The following is a 16,583-nucleotide window of genomic DNA, read 5'->3' on the forward strand; positions in this document are numbered from 1 at the left end:
AGTCTACTAGTAAACACCTGAAGCTGAACTAGTAACCTCTGGTTCCTAGGACGAGTTGTTAGTTTACTAATAAAAGAACGGGGTTCACCATTGGGTAAATTAGCAAAATTTTCTTGCCATATCTGTCTGACTGTTGAATTAGTAGAGTTTTCCCGTTGTTTGTGGGAAACTTCTTGTTTGAGTTGGCTAAATGATTCATTGAGGGGTATAAAAATTGCAACTATAGTAAAAAAAATCAGCATAAATCGCGCTGGGAGGCTACCAATCTTCCTCATTCTTTTCGATGCTGGTAAACCTCCCAGAATATTCCGCATCCATATCGTTTCTTCATCTTGTTGACGCCATTCTCTAACGCCTCGCGTAACCCGGGCGCTGTCAATGTGTAAAGCAAGAAACACTATCATTGCGGTGAAAGTAATAGCTACCAAATTAGTCAAAAATAATAAACCACCACCGCTAGCAATTTGTAACCCATTAGTGAAATCTTCCGCCGCAGCGATCCCCAAACCGTAACCTACCACACACAAGGGTGGCATGAGGGCAACAGCGATCGCAACTCCAGGAATAGAAGTGACAACACCTTTTGGCTGTTTGCAAATCGCAATAGAACCAACTGCACCAGAAAATAAAGCCACAACCAAATCTAAAATATTTGGTCGAGTACGAGCCAAAATTTCGGCAGTCATTTCCTTAAAAGGGAGGAACCACACCAATAATAATGCAAATAAAATAGCAGTAGCACAACTCAAAACAAGTTTAAGCAGGGCTCGCCAAGCTAAGATTACATCACCTGCAGCTAGTGCTAATCCATTAGCAAGAATACTTCCCATCAATGGCGAGATTAACATAGCACCAATAATTACAGCAGGGCTATTTAGTACTAACCCTACGGTTGCAATACCTGCAGAGAATAAAACTTCAATCCAGTAGCTGACATCTTTCAAGCTTACTGACTTGTATATGTCTATATAAACCTGTTCTTTGCGAGTTGGACTCACCCCTAAGTTATGAGATAACGAATTTCGAATCATTGGAAGCATTTTATTGGAATTGTTGGAGTATTTTTGCTGAGTCATAAGAACCTCTTGAACAGTTATTACAGCAGTATTCACTTGTGCGAACTACAGTTCTAAACCAACTTCTCTACAAAGATGTAGCAAGCAGTACGAAATTCTTTCCAACACCCCTCAAAAATTTAGATTTATTTAAACTCGCAGTACTAGGTTTTTGGGTAGGGGAACTTTTCCCATTTTCCCTTAAAAAAATATGATGTCCTAACTTATAGACTGACTAATATCAATCAAATTATTAAATAACAGTATTTCTATCAACACCATAATGGTGCGTTGCACTTTGCGACAACACACCTCAAATAACAGAATTTTTGTTCAAATGGACGCGATATTAGTTAATTATTTATCATTTACATTTATTATCTATCAAGCAAATCCAGTACGTTCTAGACTATACATTTCCCAAGATTCAATTTCTATTTGTTCGATATTACTTTTCACTTTGCTAATTTCTTCATCTGTACAATTGAGTAGTAGTAAATGATTACCAAGTAAAAAATGTCGAATATAAAAATCTATTCGGTTACTTGGAATTCCTAAATCTTCTAAAGTTAATGTTGATAAGCTTCCAGTATCAGAAAAAAACCAATAAATCTGTTGTATTGGGAAGCAACAGCTTTTCAGTTTTTGGCTGAGGAGTTTGAGATTATCTTTACTGGAAAGAACAGCAATTGTATTTTTAGTATTTTGAATAGCGACTACTATCGACCTCCCATATCAATCAAAACTGGAGTTTTCACAAAAGTTATAAAAATTTATGATGGTGTAGTTTTTCGGAGTTATACACCCGTTACCAAGCAAGCTTAATGGTAAGCTTAGGTTTTATACTTTTTTATTACATGATATCTATTTTAAAATAACGTGCTAAATATTCTCTCTATCAGAGGTTCAAAAGAATTAAACTGTTCTTATACCGTAAGTTAGATTTTTGCGTTCACTAATTTCCTGCTGCACTTTCCAGACTCTCCCCTTTCATTTTTAACGCATAATTCCTCTCAAAATCTCCCTGTCGAGTAGGCGTGATTCTCTTTGCTGAAATAGATGAGGGTTTTCGGTTTAAGAAAAACTATATCTTTTGAATAGCTCACGAATTAATCAAAAGATAGAATTTTTTTTTGTTTAATCCTGAGAGCATACAAGTATGCATAGCAAAGTTAAATCGAAATATTTCTCAATGATAAGACATCATAAACAATAGCTTCCTATCGAGTTAGAAAATATGGATTATCTCTATTTCGCGTTTTAATAGATGACTAATGCATATATAAATAGCAATCGAGTAAAACATTAGACATCTCCGAAAAAGAATATAAAAGCCTTGTGTAGTCAGGGGTGATATCTCATTTCTGGAGATGTCTATTAAATAAATACAAGTGTTAGCAGAAGCGACTTAAAACATTAGCAAACAGAATATTCAACTCCAATCTTAAATACTCTGTTTGCTATTTTCTTGATGTAAAACTCATTATATTCAAGTATGTTCTTGATTTAGTTAATTCTTAAAGAAGGAGGAAAATGGATGAATAAAATAACTTTATTTTTATTAAGTGGCGTATTAATTTTTGGCGCAGCTGCTTGTGATGGTACGGCTAAAACTAGTAGTGATGCTCCTCGAACTGTGGATGGTGAGGTAGAAAATCCTCGTAATGTGGAAGAAACGAGAGAAGATGCAGCTAGCGAAATTCGTCAAAACCAACTTAACTCAGATATCCGAGCGCGAGAACAACGCAATGACTTAATTGGAGACCAGACAGATAGAGCTGACTCCGATCTAGAAAGTGAGGTTCGTTCTAAGTTAGAAGCTAATATACCTCGAGGCAAGCTAACTATTGATGCAGAGGATGGTGTAGTAACAATCGCAGGTACAGTTCCCGATCAAAGAGAATATAAAACTGTCGAACCTTTGGCTAAGGAGATTTTAGGTGTCAAGGAAGTGAAAATGGATAACGTAAGAGTTGTAAAGCCTATAAAATCTGAATAATTTGTTTATGCAGGTTTATTCCAGTAGAATTTACGCAAAATTAACATAATCGCGTCATTACGTTAGCGCTTAGCGCTAACGTAATGACGTGTCCAACCCGGTACGCTGTCGCTGGGTGCTAACGCCAAGAACTCTGAGATTGCTATCTCCTAAACGACGGAGACGAGACACAATAACTAGAGTCTGCGGAACCGCTAGCAGCCCTAATAGCGCGAAAATTAATCTGTGGCGCTAAAGCGCAACTACAAACAAAGATTTTTTCACAAGTAATTAAGCGGAGATAATATAGCAATCCTAAATCATTCATTTAAAAATGAATATTGTAGAGACGTTGCATGCAACGTCTCTACAGGATTTATTTGTTCACAAATCAAATATGATTGCTATATAGTTTAAGACTTCAGTTTAAAACTTCCCCTAGTATTAAAGGGAAAGTTCTTTTTTTATAAGTGTCTGAATTTGATTATTTTTCATTTTTCAATAACTTTTGCCATAGTTGAAGTAGCTAAATGTTGATGAGATGGATGGAAGGTTGCATAATTCTGAATCTGATGCTGCAACAAAATTTTCCCAGCAGCAGCAAGCTGAATTGCTGTACCACTTAATAACAATAAATAATCACCCAGAAAAACTCGATAGTTATAATGCTTAGCAATATCACTGGGAATCTTTAATGCTGCGAAGTTATACTCGGGAGCAGTAATCCCCACACTGTAAATATTACGAAGGCGAGCAGTACTTTTAGCAACCACAGTTATTTTCTCCATGGGAAAACCAACTTGTCTCAATTCATTCAGTGCATTTTCTAAATCTCGATACAGAAAGAATAAACCGGCTGCATACTGATAGCGTTGATTCAAAATAGAAGGAGTAACTGCAGATACATTGTAAGTATCCCATTTTTTTATACCACGGTTGCGAAAAATCATTTCGGCGATCGCAATTTCCCGCTCGTTTCCATTGACTATCAGCAGATAGCAGCCTCTCTCGAATAGTTCACTATAAATTTTTGCTTTGTCATCAGGTATTCCCAAGGTAATTAATGCACCAGCAAGACTTCTTTTCTTTGTAGCATATGGAGCAAAGGTACTAGCAATGACTGTAGCTTCTGCTCCCGCTAACATAACTGAGCAGACTGTTTCCGTCAACATAATTGGTCCAACTCGCGGAATTACCAAAATTCCCAAATCAAGTAGCATTTCATTCAATTCATCAATTACGTTACTATTAGTTACTCCAGGAATATGATGTTCTTTTTTTGCATCTTGACCAATAACCGATACCTTATTTATGGGAAAATCGGCATCTTTTAATCCTTGTAACGCTAATTGGACATCTTCAGGTTTTTTAAAAACTCCAATAGCCTGTCTATTTTGAACTGTAATCATAATGTTTATTTACTGAATTAGTCTTATCCTTAAAATTTGTTTTGTTTATCTTTTCTAATCAATAATAGTGATAAAAATATGAGAAGATATATAGTTATTATTTTTTTGGTTATAAATATCCTAATAGTCAAAAATTAAACAAACAAATTAATTAACTAACTAATTAATTAATGCGGGCTATTAAACCACACATAAATATTAAAAACATCCCACCTAAAATAGCGAAGAAAATATTACCAACAGAAAAAATTCCCACTGATGCAGAGACAACAGAATCACTTTCTAATAAAAATTGACCTAGATATCCACCTAATAAAGCACCAAAAATTCCTAAGCCGATTGTAGAAATATTTTTCCCAACTATACGCCTTGGATAAAATAATTTCGCTAATGTGGCAGCAATAAATCCTAAAATAACCCAAGTAATAACGCTAATCATTATTATTTACTCTTGTTTTTGATGATTTGTGTTTACTTCGATTTACTATTACGATTATATTAAATTAGGATGATAAATCATTTACTCTATCTAGGGAACAAATATTTATTTTCTAAAGTTGTATTGTAAATAAATTGAATATAAATTAATTTGAATATAAATTAATTGTTCGAATACAATAATAAATAAAATAATGTGAGTTTATGATTAGTTTTATCAAAGCTTAATTTGTGCGCTATAGCGTACCGGGTTGGACGCGTCTAACGACGAATGGACGCGTCTGACGATGTAAGCGCAGCCAGAGGAGAGGTTCCGTCGTCGCCCGCCGGGCGGGGATCCTGTAGGTATTGCGTTATCGTCAGGACATAGGACAGCTATGAACTTTATGATGATTATTCTGCCGGATATAATATTATTTATAGTAGTAACCATACAGGTTAGGACATTATATTTTGCTAATAAGGGAATAGGAAATAAGAAATGTCCTAATTAAAAATCTTAGCGCTGTATATAAAAATTAGACGAAGGTTATACCTCCGTCGACAACTCTGACATCCAGGTTTGAGAAAATCCAATATATAAGTTAGTTAAGAGAAATAAATTCGAAATAAACCTTTGACAAAATGACGTGATTGAGAAGTAATTTTTTGAAAGCTGGGCTGCAACTTGTGAAATTATTTGTACCTATTTTTGTATCTATAAACTTTTTTACCCGAGGAGTTTTGTATATTTTGTTTGGGATATGATTGTTCTGAATCATCTAAATCTATAGCACTGTCCGATGGAATTATTCGAGAACCATATCTATTGGCGTAGACTTGAGTAAATTCAGCCCCGAATAGTAAAATCTGTGCAGAATAATAAATCCAAAGCAACATCACTACCAAAGAACCAGCAGCTCCATAGGTAGAACCAACGCTTGTGTTGCCTATATATATACTAATTATAGATTTCCCGAGCGCAAACAACACCGATGTAATAACTGCACCTATCCAAACATCGCTCCATGCGATTTTAACATCTGGTAAAATTTTATAAATCATTGCAAATAATAGAGTGACAACACCAAAGGAAATCAAAAAATTTAGTAGTTGCCACAAAAATATAAAGTCTTGCAATAAAGAATCGAAAATGTTACCAACTGCTGTTAAGACAGCGCTGATAACTAATGAAACTAGTAATAAAAAACCAACCCCCATGACCATTAGTAAGGAAAGAAAGCGGTCTTTTATGATTGCAATTACACCTCGATTTGGTTTAGGCTTAACTCGCCAAATTGTATTTAGTGCATCTTGTAATTGATTGAAGAAACCAGATGCACCAAATAGTAATAAGGCTAAACTAGTTATTGTTGCTACTATACCCGAACCAGAATCTTGGGTATTTTGAATCATGAGCTGAATAACGGATGCAGCTTCTTTCCCAACCAATCCTTGAAGTTCGTCAATAATCCGTCCTTGTGCAGCTTGTTGTCCAAAAACTAAACCAACAATTGCTATTACAATGACTAATACTGGTGCTAAAGAAAAAGAAGTATAAAATGCTAGTGCTGCTGCTATTCGAGATGCATTGTCTTCCTTCCAATGAGTAAATGTTGTTTTGGTTAGATTAAAAACAGTCCTGATTCTCATGAGACAATTCCCGAACGTAATGCACGCACTGCAGCTTGAGTACGGTCATCAACACATAATTTACTCAAAATACCACGAACGTGGGTTTTCACGGTTCCCACAGTAAGGAATAGTCGTTTTGCAATTGTTGCGTTATCACAACCTTCAACGATTAACTCCAATACTTCCAATTCTCTTGCTGTGAGAGGATAGCTTTCAATGACTTTTTCAATGTCAGTGTCAACAGCACGAATAGAAATACTTTTTGTATTACCTTCACTATTTTGTGCTTCCGTCTCTGCGCGTATTTTTCGTAAAACTACATCAGCAATATTGGGATCGATCCAGGAATTACCTTCATAGGTTTGTACTAGTGCATCAATTAATTTTTCGCTTTCAATATCTTTCATGCAGTATGAATCAGCACCAGCACCCAAAGCAGCTATTACCGCATCTTCGCTACTTTGCATGGTTAATACCAATAATTTAGTTTGGTATTCTTCGCTTTGTTTCTGCAACTCTCGGTATTTGCGAGTTAACTCAATACCATCAAAGTCTGGTAAGCCAATGTCAACTGTTGCTACATCTGGTCTGAATATTTGTAGTAGCTTTAAGCCTTCTGTAGCATTAGCAGCTTCTCCAACAATTTTAATATCTTCTCTCGATTGCAGGGCTGCTTTTAAACCAATTCGAGTTAAATTATGGTCTTCAATAATTAAAACTTTTATTTCTTTCATATATTGTGCTTTTTACCCGATTTATTTTGCTTCTCCTATTGTGAACAATTAAGTGATACATATTCAAGGACTATATTAATTAAATATGGTATTTTACCCCTACCATGCATCCATCCCTAGCTACAAGGAATCGATAGTGGGTTCCATCACTAGATGTAGACATGTGAATCTGGAGACAGATACACAAGTTTGTCTGGCATCATCCTTTAGATAGATTTATTTTTTTGGCTTTACTGCTCTCCAGAATATTGGTTTTAAATGGGAAGATAGTTATTCTAAGAGATAGATAACTGTAATTATGGAGAAATATTTGAATCGAAATACTTAAAGTTCTTATATCTATTAATATTTTTATCGAAAGAATAATTACTATTTATTTTTAACAAAATCTGGACTCTAAATCAATAAATTAAAATTTTAGGTTATGAATATAGAATCTTCAAAAAAGGATAATACAAATAACTTAGATTGGCAAAGTTCAGAATCTAAGATTAAAAATTTAGAATCTAGTTTAGATAATACCAGTAATTCAAAGCACCATGTACAGAGTCATGAATTACAACAGACAAATTTAGATTACATGATTTTCGATTTAGTTTCTCATCCTATCTGTGTTGTAGATGTAAGTGGATCGATTAAACATGTGAATCGACATTGGTCAAAGATAGCTGGCTCGACTGATATTAAATCATTAGACAAAAAAATATTTAATATAATCCATTCTGAAGAACGGGAAAATTTTTATCATCTTTGGCAAGAATCTGTAGCGCAATCTCAATCATTTACAGCCGAATCATTGATTCATCTCAATGATGGTAAATATAGCTGGTTTTTAGCTTCTGCTCAACCTCATTTTAATGCTCGAGGAGAAGCTGTTGAATGGGTCGTAACTTACACAAGCATTCAAAAATATAAACAAGCAGAGCAGGAATTTGAAAAGCAAAGTGAGTTTATTAATGCTTTATTAACAAATCTTTCTGATGGAATTGTTGCCTGCGATAAAAATGGTAATTTAACTTTATTTAATCAAGCATCGGTTAAATTTCATGGGCTTGGGGTAACAAATATCCCTCCGGAACAGTGGGCTGAATATTACAACTTATATTTACCTGACTGTACCACTCCCATGACTACAGCAGAAATTCCTTTATTTCGCGTCTTACAAGGAGAATCTGTGCGGGATCTGGAAATGGTGATCGTACCCAAACAAGGAAATTCTCGTATTTTACTTGCTAGCGGCGACCCAATTATCAATTCTGCTGGGGAAAAACTAGGCGCAGTAGTAGCGATGCATGATATCACGACGCAAAAGCAAGTATTACAAGAACTACAGGAGCGTGACGCCTTATTAAGCAGTATCTATAATGGTGTAGAAGTTTCAATTTTTGTGGTTGATGTCTTAGAAGATGGAGATTTTCGGTACGTTGGATTAAATCCAACCCACGAACGTTTAACAGGTATTTCTTCGCAACAAATTAAAGATAAAACACTTGAAGAAATTTTACCTCTTGAGGTTGCCAAGGATGTAAGACAAAGGTATGAAAATTGTGTCGCTAGTGGAGAAACAATCTCCTACGAAGAGAATTTATTTTTAAATGAAAATAATACTTGGTGGTTAACAACACTCAAACCATTACAAGATGCAAATCATCATCGAATTCACCGTATCATCGGCACAAGTATTAATATAACTAATCGCAAACAAGCAGAAGCGAAAATTAATAAATTAAATACGGAATTAGAAGCAAGGGTTGAAAAACGTACTCAAGAATTACAAGAAAGTGAGGAAAGGTTTCGTACGACCTTTGAACAAGTTCCAGTAGGATTTGCTCACCTTGATTTAGATGGGAAATGGTTACGGGTAAATCAGAAACTATGCGAAATTATTGGTTATTCCTATGAAGAAATTCTCAATTTAACTTTTCAAGATATTACCCATCCTGATGATTTAGAAACAGATTTAAATTATGTTCGTCAACTACTTGCGGGGGAAATTGAATATTACTCCATGGAAAAACGCTATATCCGTAAAGATGGTTCGACAGTATGGGTAGAAATCACTCCAAGCTTAATGCGTAACCCTAGCAATCGCGAACCTATATATTTTATTGCGGTAGTAGAAGACATTGACGAACGCAAACATGGAGAATTACAACTGCAACAAAAGGTTGAAGAACTTGCACAAACTAACTTGGCTTTGAGAAACACTACAGCAGAGCTACACAAACGTAACGAAGAACTTGACCAATTCGCTTATTTTGCATCCCACGATCTCAAAGCACCATTGCGCGCGATCGCGAACCTGTCCCAATGGTTAGAAGATGATTTATGTGGAAATCTTCCTCCAGAAAACCAACATCAACTTGAACTATTAAGGGGAAGGGTTAATCGCATGGAAAATTTAATTAATGGGTTATTGGAATATTCGCGAGTCGGTAGAGTAAAAGTAGGACTACAAACAGTCAACATAAATATCCTTTTGAAAGAAATTATTGATATCCTTGCTCCATCACCTGAATTTACAATCAAAATTGGATCTGAAATGCCAATTTTCAGAACAAAACGATTACTTCTACAGCAAGTTTTTACGAATCTCATTAGTAATGGGATAAAGCATCATCCAAGTAATAATGGATGTATAAATATTTCAGTGAGCGAACAAGAAAAATTCTATGAATTTACTGTGAGTGATGATGGAACTGGAATTAGTCCGGAATTTCATCAGAAAATTTTTACCATTTTCCAAACCCTAGAAGCTCGCGATGCTAAGGAAAGTACTGGAGTTGGTTTAGCAATTGTGAAAAAAATTATTGAGAGTATGGGAGGTTTAATTAAAGTAGAATCTCAGCTAGGAAATGGAGCCAAATTTATTTTTACATGGCCCAAGGAAGATAAGCTGTAATAACACATATTTGTTTCAAATTTGTTTCAAAGAATTTATCTAAAAGGAATATGTAATTACATCGTAAGTTATACCTAATGATGAAGGTAATGGTATAATTGATAATCTATAATTTTTTAAAACCCAATAAATGCGATTTTTATTCATACAATATAATATTTTTGGTAACTGATTTCAAAGGTAAAAATTTTTCAAAGATTAAAGATGTTAATTACAAATAATCGACCGATAAATATTTTACTCGTAGAAGATGATGAAGTGGATATTATGAACGTTCAACGTGCATTCAAAAAAGGTAATATCCTCAATCCATTATTTATTGCGAAGAATGGTCTAGAAGCATTAAATATGCTAAGAGATACCAAAGATAATCCAGCAGTAGTTCCCCATGAAAGACGCTTAATTTTACTCGATCTGAATATGCCCAAAATGGGGGGAATCGAATTTTTGCAAAATTTACGAAGTGATGACGATCTAAAATCAATCCCAGTAGTTGTATTAACTACGTCCAATCAAGATCGTGATTTGGTAGAAGCTTACAATTTAAATGTTGCTGGTTATTTAATAAAGCCAGTTCAATTTGCTCATTTTGTAGATTTGATGACAACTTTGAATAAGTATTGGTCATTTTCAGAAATACCAAACTAATAGAAGTAATATGTCATAAATATTAAAATAATAATAAGAATCATAAAGCTATGACAATAAACTTTATACTGGAAAATATGTAATTAACTTAAATCAGAAATTTCAATGTTTTTTCAGTTAAATTTTTAACGAAAATCATAATGGGGAAAGAACTGAAAATTTTGGTTATAGATGATGATGAAGTTGACAGAATGTCAGTTTGTCGTGCTCTGAGCAAAATAGAATTTTCTGTTAATGTATTAGAAGCTTCTAATTATCATGAAGCCATTATTTATTTGGAAAAATATGAATTTGATTGTATTTTTCTGGACTATCGCTTACCTGGTAAAGATGGTTTAGCTGTAGTTAAAGAAGTACGGGATTCTGGAAATAAAACACCTTTAGTTATATTAACTGGACAAGGAGACGAACGAATTGCTGTAGAAATAATGAAAGCTGGTGCATCTGACTATATTAATAAGTCCAGAGTTAACTCTGATTTATTAGCTAAAACTTTACAGCATGTAGTCCGGATTCATGAAGCTGAAAGACAAATTGAGTTATTTCACCAACAATTATTTGCAAGCAACGAGGAACTAAAACGTAAAAATCAGGAACTGAAGGAAAAACAGCAGCAAATTTATCAACAAAATCTCAAATTACTAGAAGCAGCAGAATTAAAATCTCGTTTTTTAGCAACTATGTCCCATGAGTTGCGGACTCCCCTTAATGCAATCATGGTTTTCTCACAAATGGTTTTACGGAAAACCAAGTCTAAACTCTCTGATTCAGAAGCAGATATGCTAGAGAGGATTTTGAATAATGGTAAAAATTTATTAGAATTAATTAATGATATTCTCGATTTATCAAAAATAGAAGCTGGTGGATTAAAATTAGTCCCAGAAAAATTTGATATTGCTCGGTTAGTTAAAGTTTCTACAGATGAATTACGTATCTTAGCAGAACGCAAAAATTTAACTATAAATATTGATATAGATATACAAAATACAATAGTATTCCACGATCCCACTAGGGTAAGACAGGTGATTGTTAACTTACTTTCCAACGCAATTAAGTTCACTGATACTGGTAAAATTGATATAAACGTCAATGAAATTTCTAATGAGTGCCTAATAATTTCTGTCCGCGATACTGGAATTGGAATTGAAGCAGGAAAATTAGAGCATATATTTGAACCATTTAGACAAGGAAACCAAACTAACTCAAGACGACATCAAGGTACGGGATTAGGTTTAGCGATCGCGGACTCTTTAATGAAAATGATGAAGGGTTCAATATCTGTTGAAAGTGAGTTAGGAAAAGGTTCAGAGTTTCGTTTAGAATTACCACGTTCTTTACTATGATTTATGACGTAGCAAATAAACAAGATAGAATTTTGGTTGTTGATGATGTGTATGATAATTTACTCGTCGTTGAAGCTATTTTAGAAGAAGAAGGATACGAAATTATTTTAGAAGAAGATAGTACAAAAGCTCTCACTTTAATAGAAAAATTTTCACCAGACTTATTATTATTAGATGTAATGATGCCAGAAGTTGACGGTTATGAATTAACTCGACAAATTCGTCAAAATTCTGCATTACCATTTATTCCTATTTTATTAGTTACAGCCCATGATGAGTCCAATGTAGTTGAGGGACTTGATGTTGGTGCTGATGATTTTATTCGCAAACCAGTTAACCCCGATGAGTTACAAGCACGGGTACGTTCTCTACTGCGACTAAAACATAGTATTGACGAGCGCGATCGCATGGCGAAATTACGGGAAGATTTTGTTTCCAGGTTTGCTCATGACTTGAAAATTCCTTTAGCTGCATCAAATCGGATTTTGCAGTTAATGCTCAATGGACAATTTTTTACTGTTACACCAGATTTATACTCAATCATTGATAATATGATTGGTAGCAATCGTGACTTACTAGCAATGGTACAGAATATGCTAGAGGTTTATAAATTTGAAGCTGGGTGTAAAAATTTTAATTTTGCCAATTGCGATCTATGCGATCTTATGAATAGGGTAGCACAGGAGTTAACTCCATTAGCTCAGGGAAAAGGATTGTCCTTAAAGCTGGATATAACAGGGGAAAAACCTGTGAATACATGGGGCGATCGCATAGAATTAAAGCGGGTTCTCACTAACATTATCGGTAACGCAATTAAATTTACTGATACTGGTCATATTGGAGTATCTCTAAAAGTAAATGCTAATAATGCAGTGATCGCAATCGAAGATACTGGTGCGGGAATTTCTCAGGAGGAACAAGTTCAACTATTTGAACGTTTTCGTCAAGGTAAAAATAAGCGCTCTGGAAGTGGTTTGGGCTTATATTTATCTCGTTGTATTATTGAGTCACATCAGGGCAATATAGATGTTTCGTCTCAACTAGGTAAAGGTAGTTTGTTTACTATTACTCTACCGGTTAGTTGAAAATATCATCTTTTTTGTTTTTTTTATTCCATCTAAAGATATAAATCAATAGTTTATATAAATCATCCTAAAGATTACATAGGATTAATTCAATCTGTAGAAGTATTAGTATCAGCTTTATATATATAATTAATGTGTAATTTGAAAGCAGTCAACAAATGACAGTCTTATACTCAATATTTGAATAAATCTTTGGCTCTTAATGGCTTATTTTTCGTGTGAGTTATTGAGTTATGGCTACTGCTAAACTATTGTTTACTGACTGAGTATGTTTACTGAATAAATGTAAGCATGTTTGTACTTGTGTAAGGTAGTACATATTTTGGGTAGCGAGCATTAACTGTTACTTGTTTTGTTTGAGCATTACGTTTCAATATGGCAAATAAAAATGAAAACTATAATATTTAACTTCTATTAGTTTTATAGACGGAAGATTAGTATTTAAAAGTTATTTTTCGTGAATAGAAAGGTATGACATAAGTTTAATGGTTGCACATAGATGTTTTTGTATACTTCAGAATATTTTCTACCCAAATTTTAAGATAGTGAGATACTTATCCTAAAATACTTTCGTACCTGTAATGCAATATTATTCTCATGTTGCCACGTAGAGTTTAACTTTGCAAAAAATTTGGAAGATAAAAATTTGGAACATGAAAATTTAGAACATGAAAATTTGGAAGATATTTATGATGTGAAATAAGTCGAGCCATATATATAAAATCAAATCATGTCTTTAATTAAGATGTTTACATCACATCTTGATTTCAATGATTTATAAATTTATCAGAATTAAATAATTAGCGTTCAAAATTATCACAAATTTTATATATTTATATATATAAATCTAAAGATTAAGTTTCACAATTAAATATGATAACTACGTATCACAGTATCACAATTAAAACTACCAAGTTATTTACCTTTGATAATTTTCAAAAAAGAGAACAATAAAAGCATGCTTACAACCTGAATAATATTACATATAGGAGGATTACTTTATGCTCATAAATTTGTCCGAGACATCATTTTTAGATTTATCGGAAACATCAACATTAAATGCCAGAATATTAACAATTCTAATTATACTTACAGCAGGAGCAATTATAGGATTTATCTTGAATAACTTCTTAAGTCGCATATTTTACGCAGCTTTACGCTCCTTTATTACACCTGAGCTTGGAGATGTAGCCCGGGAATTAATAGAACCCTATAAAAAGCTAGTTAAAGCAATTATAGCTTTAAGTATTTTAGAAGTTATAGCTGTAGTTTCGCCTTTAAAGCAATATTTTCCATTAATAGAGGTAGTACTTAGTTTAACTTTAACATTAACAATTACTTGGCTTTCATTTCGGCTTGCCGGTCAATTTCTAGATATTTATCTTTTAGAGATTGCAACAAAAAACAATAGAAAAGTTAATGGCGAACTAATTATTTCTGCTAAAGTAATTTCTAACATATTAATTGTTGTTATTGCTTTTATTGCATTTGCCCAAACTCATCAGATTAATGTTTTTGGTTTGTTAGCTAGTTTAGGAATTGGGGGATTAGCAGTTGCATTTGCAGCTCAAAAAACTTTAGAACAATTTTTAGGTAGCGTTGTTATATATTTAGATCGTCCATTTATTATTGATGATTATATAGGTTTATCAGATGGTACTTTTGGCAGAGTAGAATCTATCGGTTGGCGTTCTACTAAAATTCGTACTTCTGGTAAAGGTACGGTTGTAATCATACCTAATAACTCTTTGACCCAGATGAATATAGAAAACTTTTCTGGTGCGAAGAAAGTTATGTCAATTCTGCGTTTAGATTTCGACCGAGAAGTTGAACTTAAGGAACAAGCACTCATTAAACAGGTAATACTAGCGAGCACAACTGATATTTTTGGACTGGACTCACGAAGCACGGATATTACATTCACAAGCAACACTAATGGAGATGGTACAACTCACAATCAAGCTCAAGTTACCTTCTTCATTTTAGGTTCTGGTGAAGTTTCAATGGAACTACGTCGTCAATTATTAGATATTGCTCGACAGAATATAACTGCAAAACTACTAGAATATGGAATTGGTTTTGATATTGACGAACCTACTATATATGTGGATGCACCAATTACAGTTTAGGTTAGTAAATTACGTATAAGATAAAATCGAATAAGATATGGATCTAAATATAAATATGGACGTTGTAAATCAAGTTTTAGAATTTTTACAACGCAAAGATATCCGCGACTTAGAAATATTTCTTGTTTGTATTGTCGCTTCATTAATTATTGGTAGATATACCCCTTCCATTCTGAAGCTAATTATTCGTCGGTTCTTTCCTAAGAGAGTAAAAGAAATTTACGATGAAGTAATCTACCCTATTAATAATTTACTAAGACTGACTGCAACCATAATTCTCATTTCTTCATCATTAGAAATAATTAAAAGCTATGGTGCAATACATAATATATTGCGGGGTTTGGCAGATATTGCTGTAATTTTCAGTTTTGCTTGGTTAGCTTCTTGCTTTTGTCGACAATTACTTCGAGTATACGGGATAGAAATCATTCGTAAATTAGGTTATAGTGCTGATGATTTGCTATTAGTACTAGAAACTATTATCAACGTATCAATTGGTTTTATTGCCGTTCTAGCTTACGCTAAAGACAGATTTGATTTAATTGGTTTATTTACCGGATTAGGAATTGGTGGTATTGCTCTTGGTTTAGCTGCAACAAAGACTTTAGAGCAGCTTATAGGTACTTTGGTATTATATTTAGACCGACCATTTGTTCCCGGAGAATATATCCGCTTACCTCCCTCTTCAGAATTTTTAGAAGAAATATATGGTCGAGTTGAATCGATTGGATTACGTTCTACAAAGATTCGTACTGCAGCTAAAAGTACTTTATTTATTATACCTAACTCTATTTTAGCAAGATTAGAAATCGAGAATATTACTCGGGGTAAAAAAGTTATGGTTTTGCTCTATCTCGACTTTAACAAAAGGTTGGGAGAGAAAGAAGAAGCTTTGGTAGAACAAATAATTGCAGAAAGTACAAATTCACTTTTCGGTATAGACCCTGGAAGTACAAATATTGCAATAATACAACATGCAAAAACCCTTAACAGTAGAGCTAGGGTGACATTTTTTATATTGGGTTCCAGTGAAAGTTCTATTCAGTTAAGAAAGCGTCTCTTAGAACTAGCGAATGAAAAAGTTTCCCGTAAACTTACAAATTATGGAATTGCATTTGACTTGCAAGAACCTAACATTTATGTTGAGTCTCCTGTAACTATTTAATTAAGGGAACAGAGAACAGGGAGCAGGGAACAGGAAAAAGAAAACTGGGAGTGGGGAGCAGGGAGTAAAGAATAAAATTGATT

The 16,583-nt window shown here is 33.8% G+C and carries 12 protein-coding genes; 7 read left to right on the forward strand and 5 right to left on the reverse strand.

What is annotated here, in order from left to right:
* The coding region (locus QNJ50_RS09705) for a DUF389 domain-containing protein (protein WP_300634710.1) at nucleotides 1–1,076 on the reverse strand (1,076 nt) is incomplete at its 3' end.
* Between the two features lie 1,516 nt (nucleotides 1,077–2,592).
* Here QNJ50_RS09705 and QNJ50_RS09710 point away from each other — a divergent pair.
* A complete protein-coding gene (locus QNJ50_RS09710) occupies nucleotides 2,593–3,054 on the forward strand; it encodes a BON domain-containing protein (RefSeq protein WP_300634713.1) in 462 nt (153 codons plus the stop codon).
* Between the two features lie 470 nt (nucleotides 3,055–3,524).
* On the opposite strand, the gene QNJ50_RS09715 is transcribed toward QNJ50_RS09710, so the two are convergent.
* The 4 genes from QNJ50_RS09715 to QNJ50_RS09730 form a co-directional block, all read right to left on the reverse strand.
* Complete coding sequence (locus tag QNJ50_RS09715) at nucleotides 3,525–4,442, reverse strand: hypothetical protein (protein ID WP_300634716.1); 918 nt, start codon at nucleotides 4,440–4,442, stop codon at nucleotides 3,525–3,527.
* Nucleotides 4,443–4,605: 163 nt separating this feature from the next.
* Nucleotides 4,606–4,881, reverse strand: coding sequence for a GlsB/YeaQ/YmgE family stress response membrane protein (locus QNJ50_RS09720; protein ID WP_300634719.1), 276 nt, complete (start codon nucleotides 4,879–4,881; stop codon nucleotides 4,606–4,608).
* A 674-nt stretch (nucleotides 4,882–5,555) separates the two neighbouring features.
* The gene (locus tag QNJ50_RS09725; RefSeq protein WP_300634722.1) at nucleotides 5,556–6,512 is read right to left on the reverse strand and encodes a YihY/virulence factor BrkB family protein; all 957 of its coding nucleotides are present in this window, start codon (nucleotides 6,510–6,512) and stop codon (nucleotides 5,556–5,558) included.
* Nucleotides 6,509–7,228, reverse strand: a complete 720-nt coding sequence (locus QNJ50_RS09730; protein ID WP_300634725.1) for a response regulator transcription factor — start codon at nucleotides 7,226–7,228, stop codon at nucleotides 6,509–6,511. The genes QNJ50_RS09725 and QNJ50_RS09730 overlap by 4 nt, the downstream gene beginning before the upstream one ends.
* 424 nt (nucleotides 7,229–7,652) lie before the next feature.
* On the opposite strand from QNJ50_RS09730, the gene QNJ50_RS09735 reads away from it, so the two are divergent.
* From QNJ50_RS09735 to QNJ50_RS09760, 6 genes are all read left to right on the forward strand, one after another.
* Complete coding sequence (locus QNJ50_RS09735) at nucleotides 7,653–10,130, forward strand: PAS domain S-box protein (protein ID WP_300634728.1); 2,478 nt, start codon at nucleotides 7,653–7,655, stop codon at nucleotides 10,128–10,130.
* 204 nt (nucleotides 10,131–10,334) lie between these two features.
* Complete coding sequence (locus tag QNJ50_RS09740; RefSeq protein ID WP_300634731.1) at nucleotides 10,335–10,778, forward strand: response regulator; 444 nt, start codon at nucleotides 10,335–10,337, stop codon at nucleotides 10,776–10,778.
* Nucleotides 10,779–10,918: 140 nt separating this feature from the next.
* Nucleotides 10,919–12,121 (forward strand): hybrid sensor histidine kinase/response regulator, encoded by a 1,203-nt coding sequence (locus QNJ50_RS09745; RefSeq protein ID WP_300634733.1) that lies wholly within the window; start codon nucleotides 10,919–10,921, stop codon nucleotides 12,119–12,121.
* Entirely contained in the window at nucleotides 12,118–13,206 is a 1,089-nt protein-coding gene (locus QNJ50_RS09750) for a hybrid sensor histidine kinase/response regulator (RefSeq protein ID WP_300634736.1), read from the forward strand. The genes QNJ50_RS09745 and QNJ50_RS09750 overlap by 4 nt, the downstream gene beginning before the upstream one ends.
* A 1,001-nt stretch (nucleotides 13,207–14,207) precedes the next feature.
* Entirely contained in the window at nucleotides 14,208–15,335 is a 1,128-nt protein-coding gene (locus QNJ50_RS09755; protein WP_300634739.1) for a mechanosensitive ion channel domain-containing protein, read from the forward strand.
* A gap of 55 nt (nucleotides 15,336–15,390) precedes the next feature.
* On the forward strand, nucleotides 15,391–16,500 hold the full coding sequence (locus tag QNJ50_RS09760; RefSeq protein ID WP_300634742.1) for a mechanosensitive ion channel domain-containing protein: 1,110 nt from the start codon (nucleotides 15,391–15,393) through the stop codon (nucleotides 16,498–16,500).
* The last annotated feature ends 83 nt before the right edge of the window (nucleotides 16,501–16,583 follow it).

The sequence above is a fragment of the Mastigocoleus sp. MO_188.B34 genome (assembly GCF_030065675.1).
Classification (GTDB): Bacteria; Cyanobacteriota; Cyanobacteriia; order Cyanobacteriales; family Nostocaceae; genus Mastigocoleus.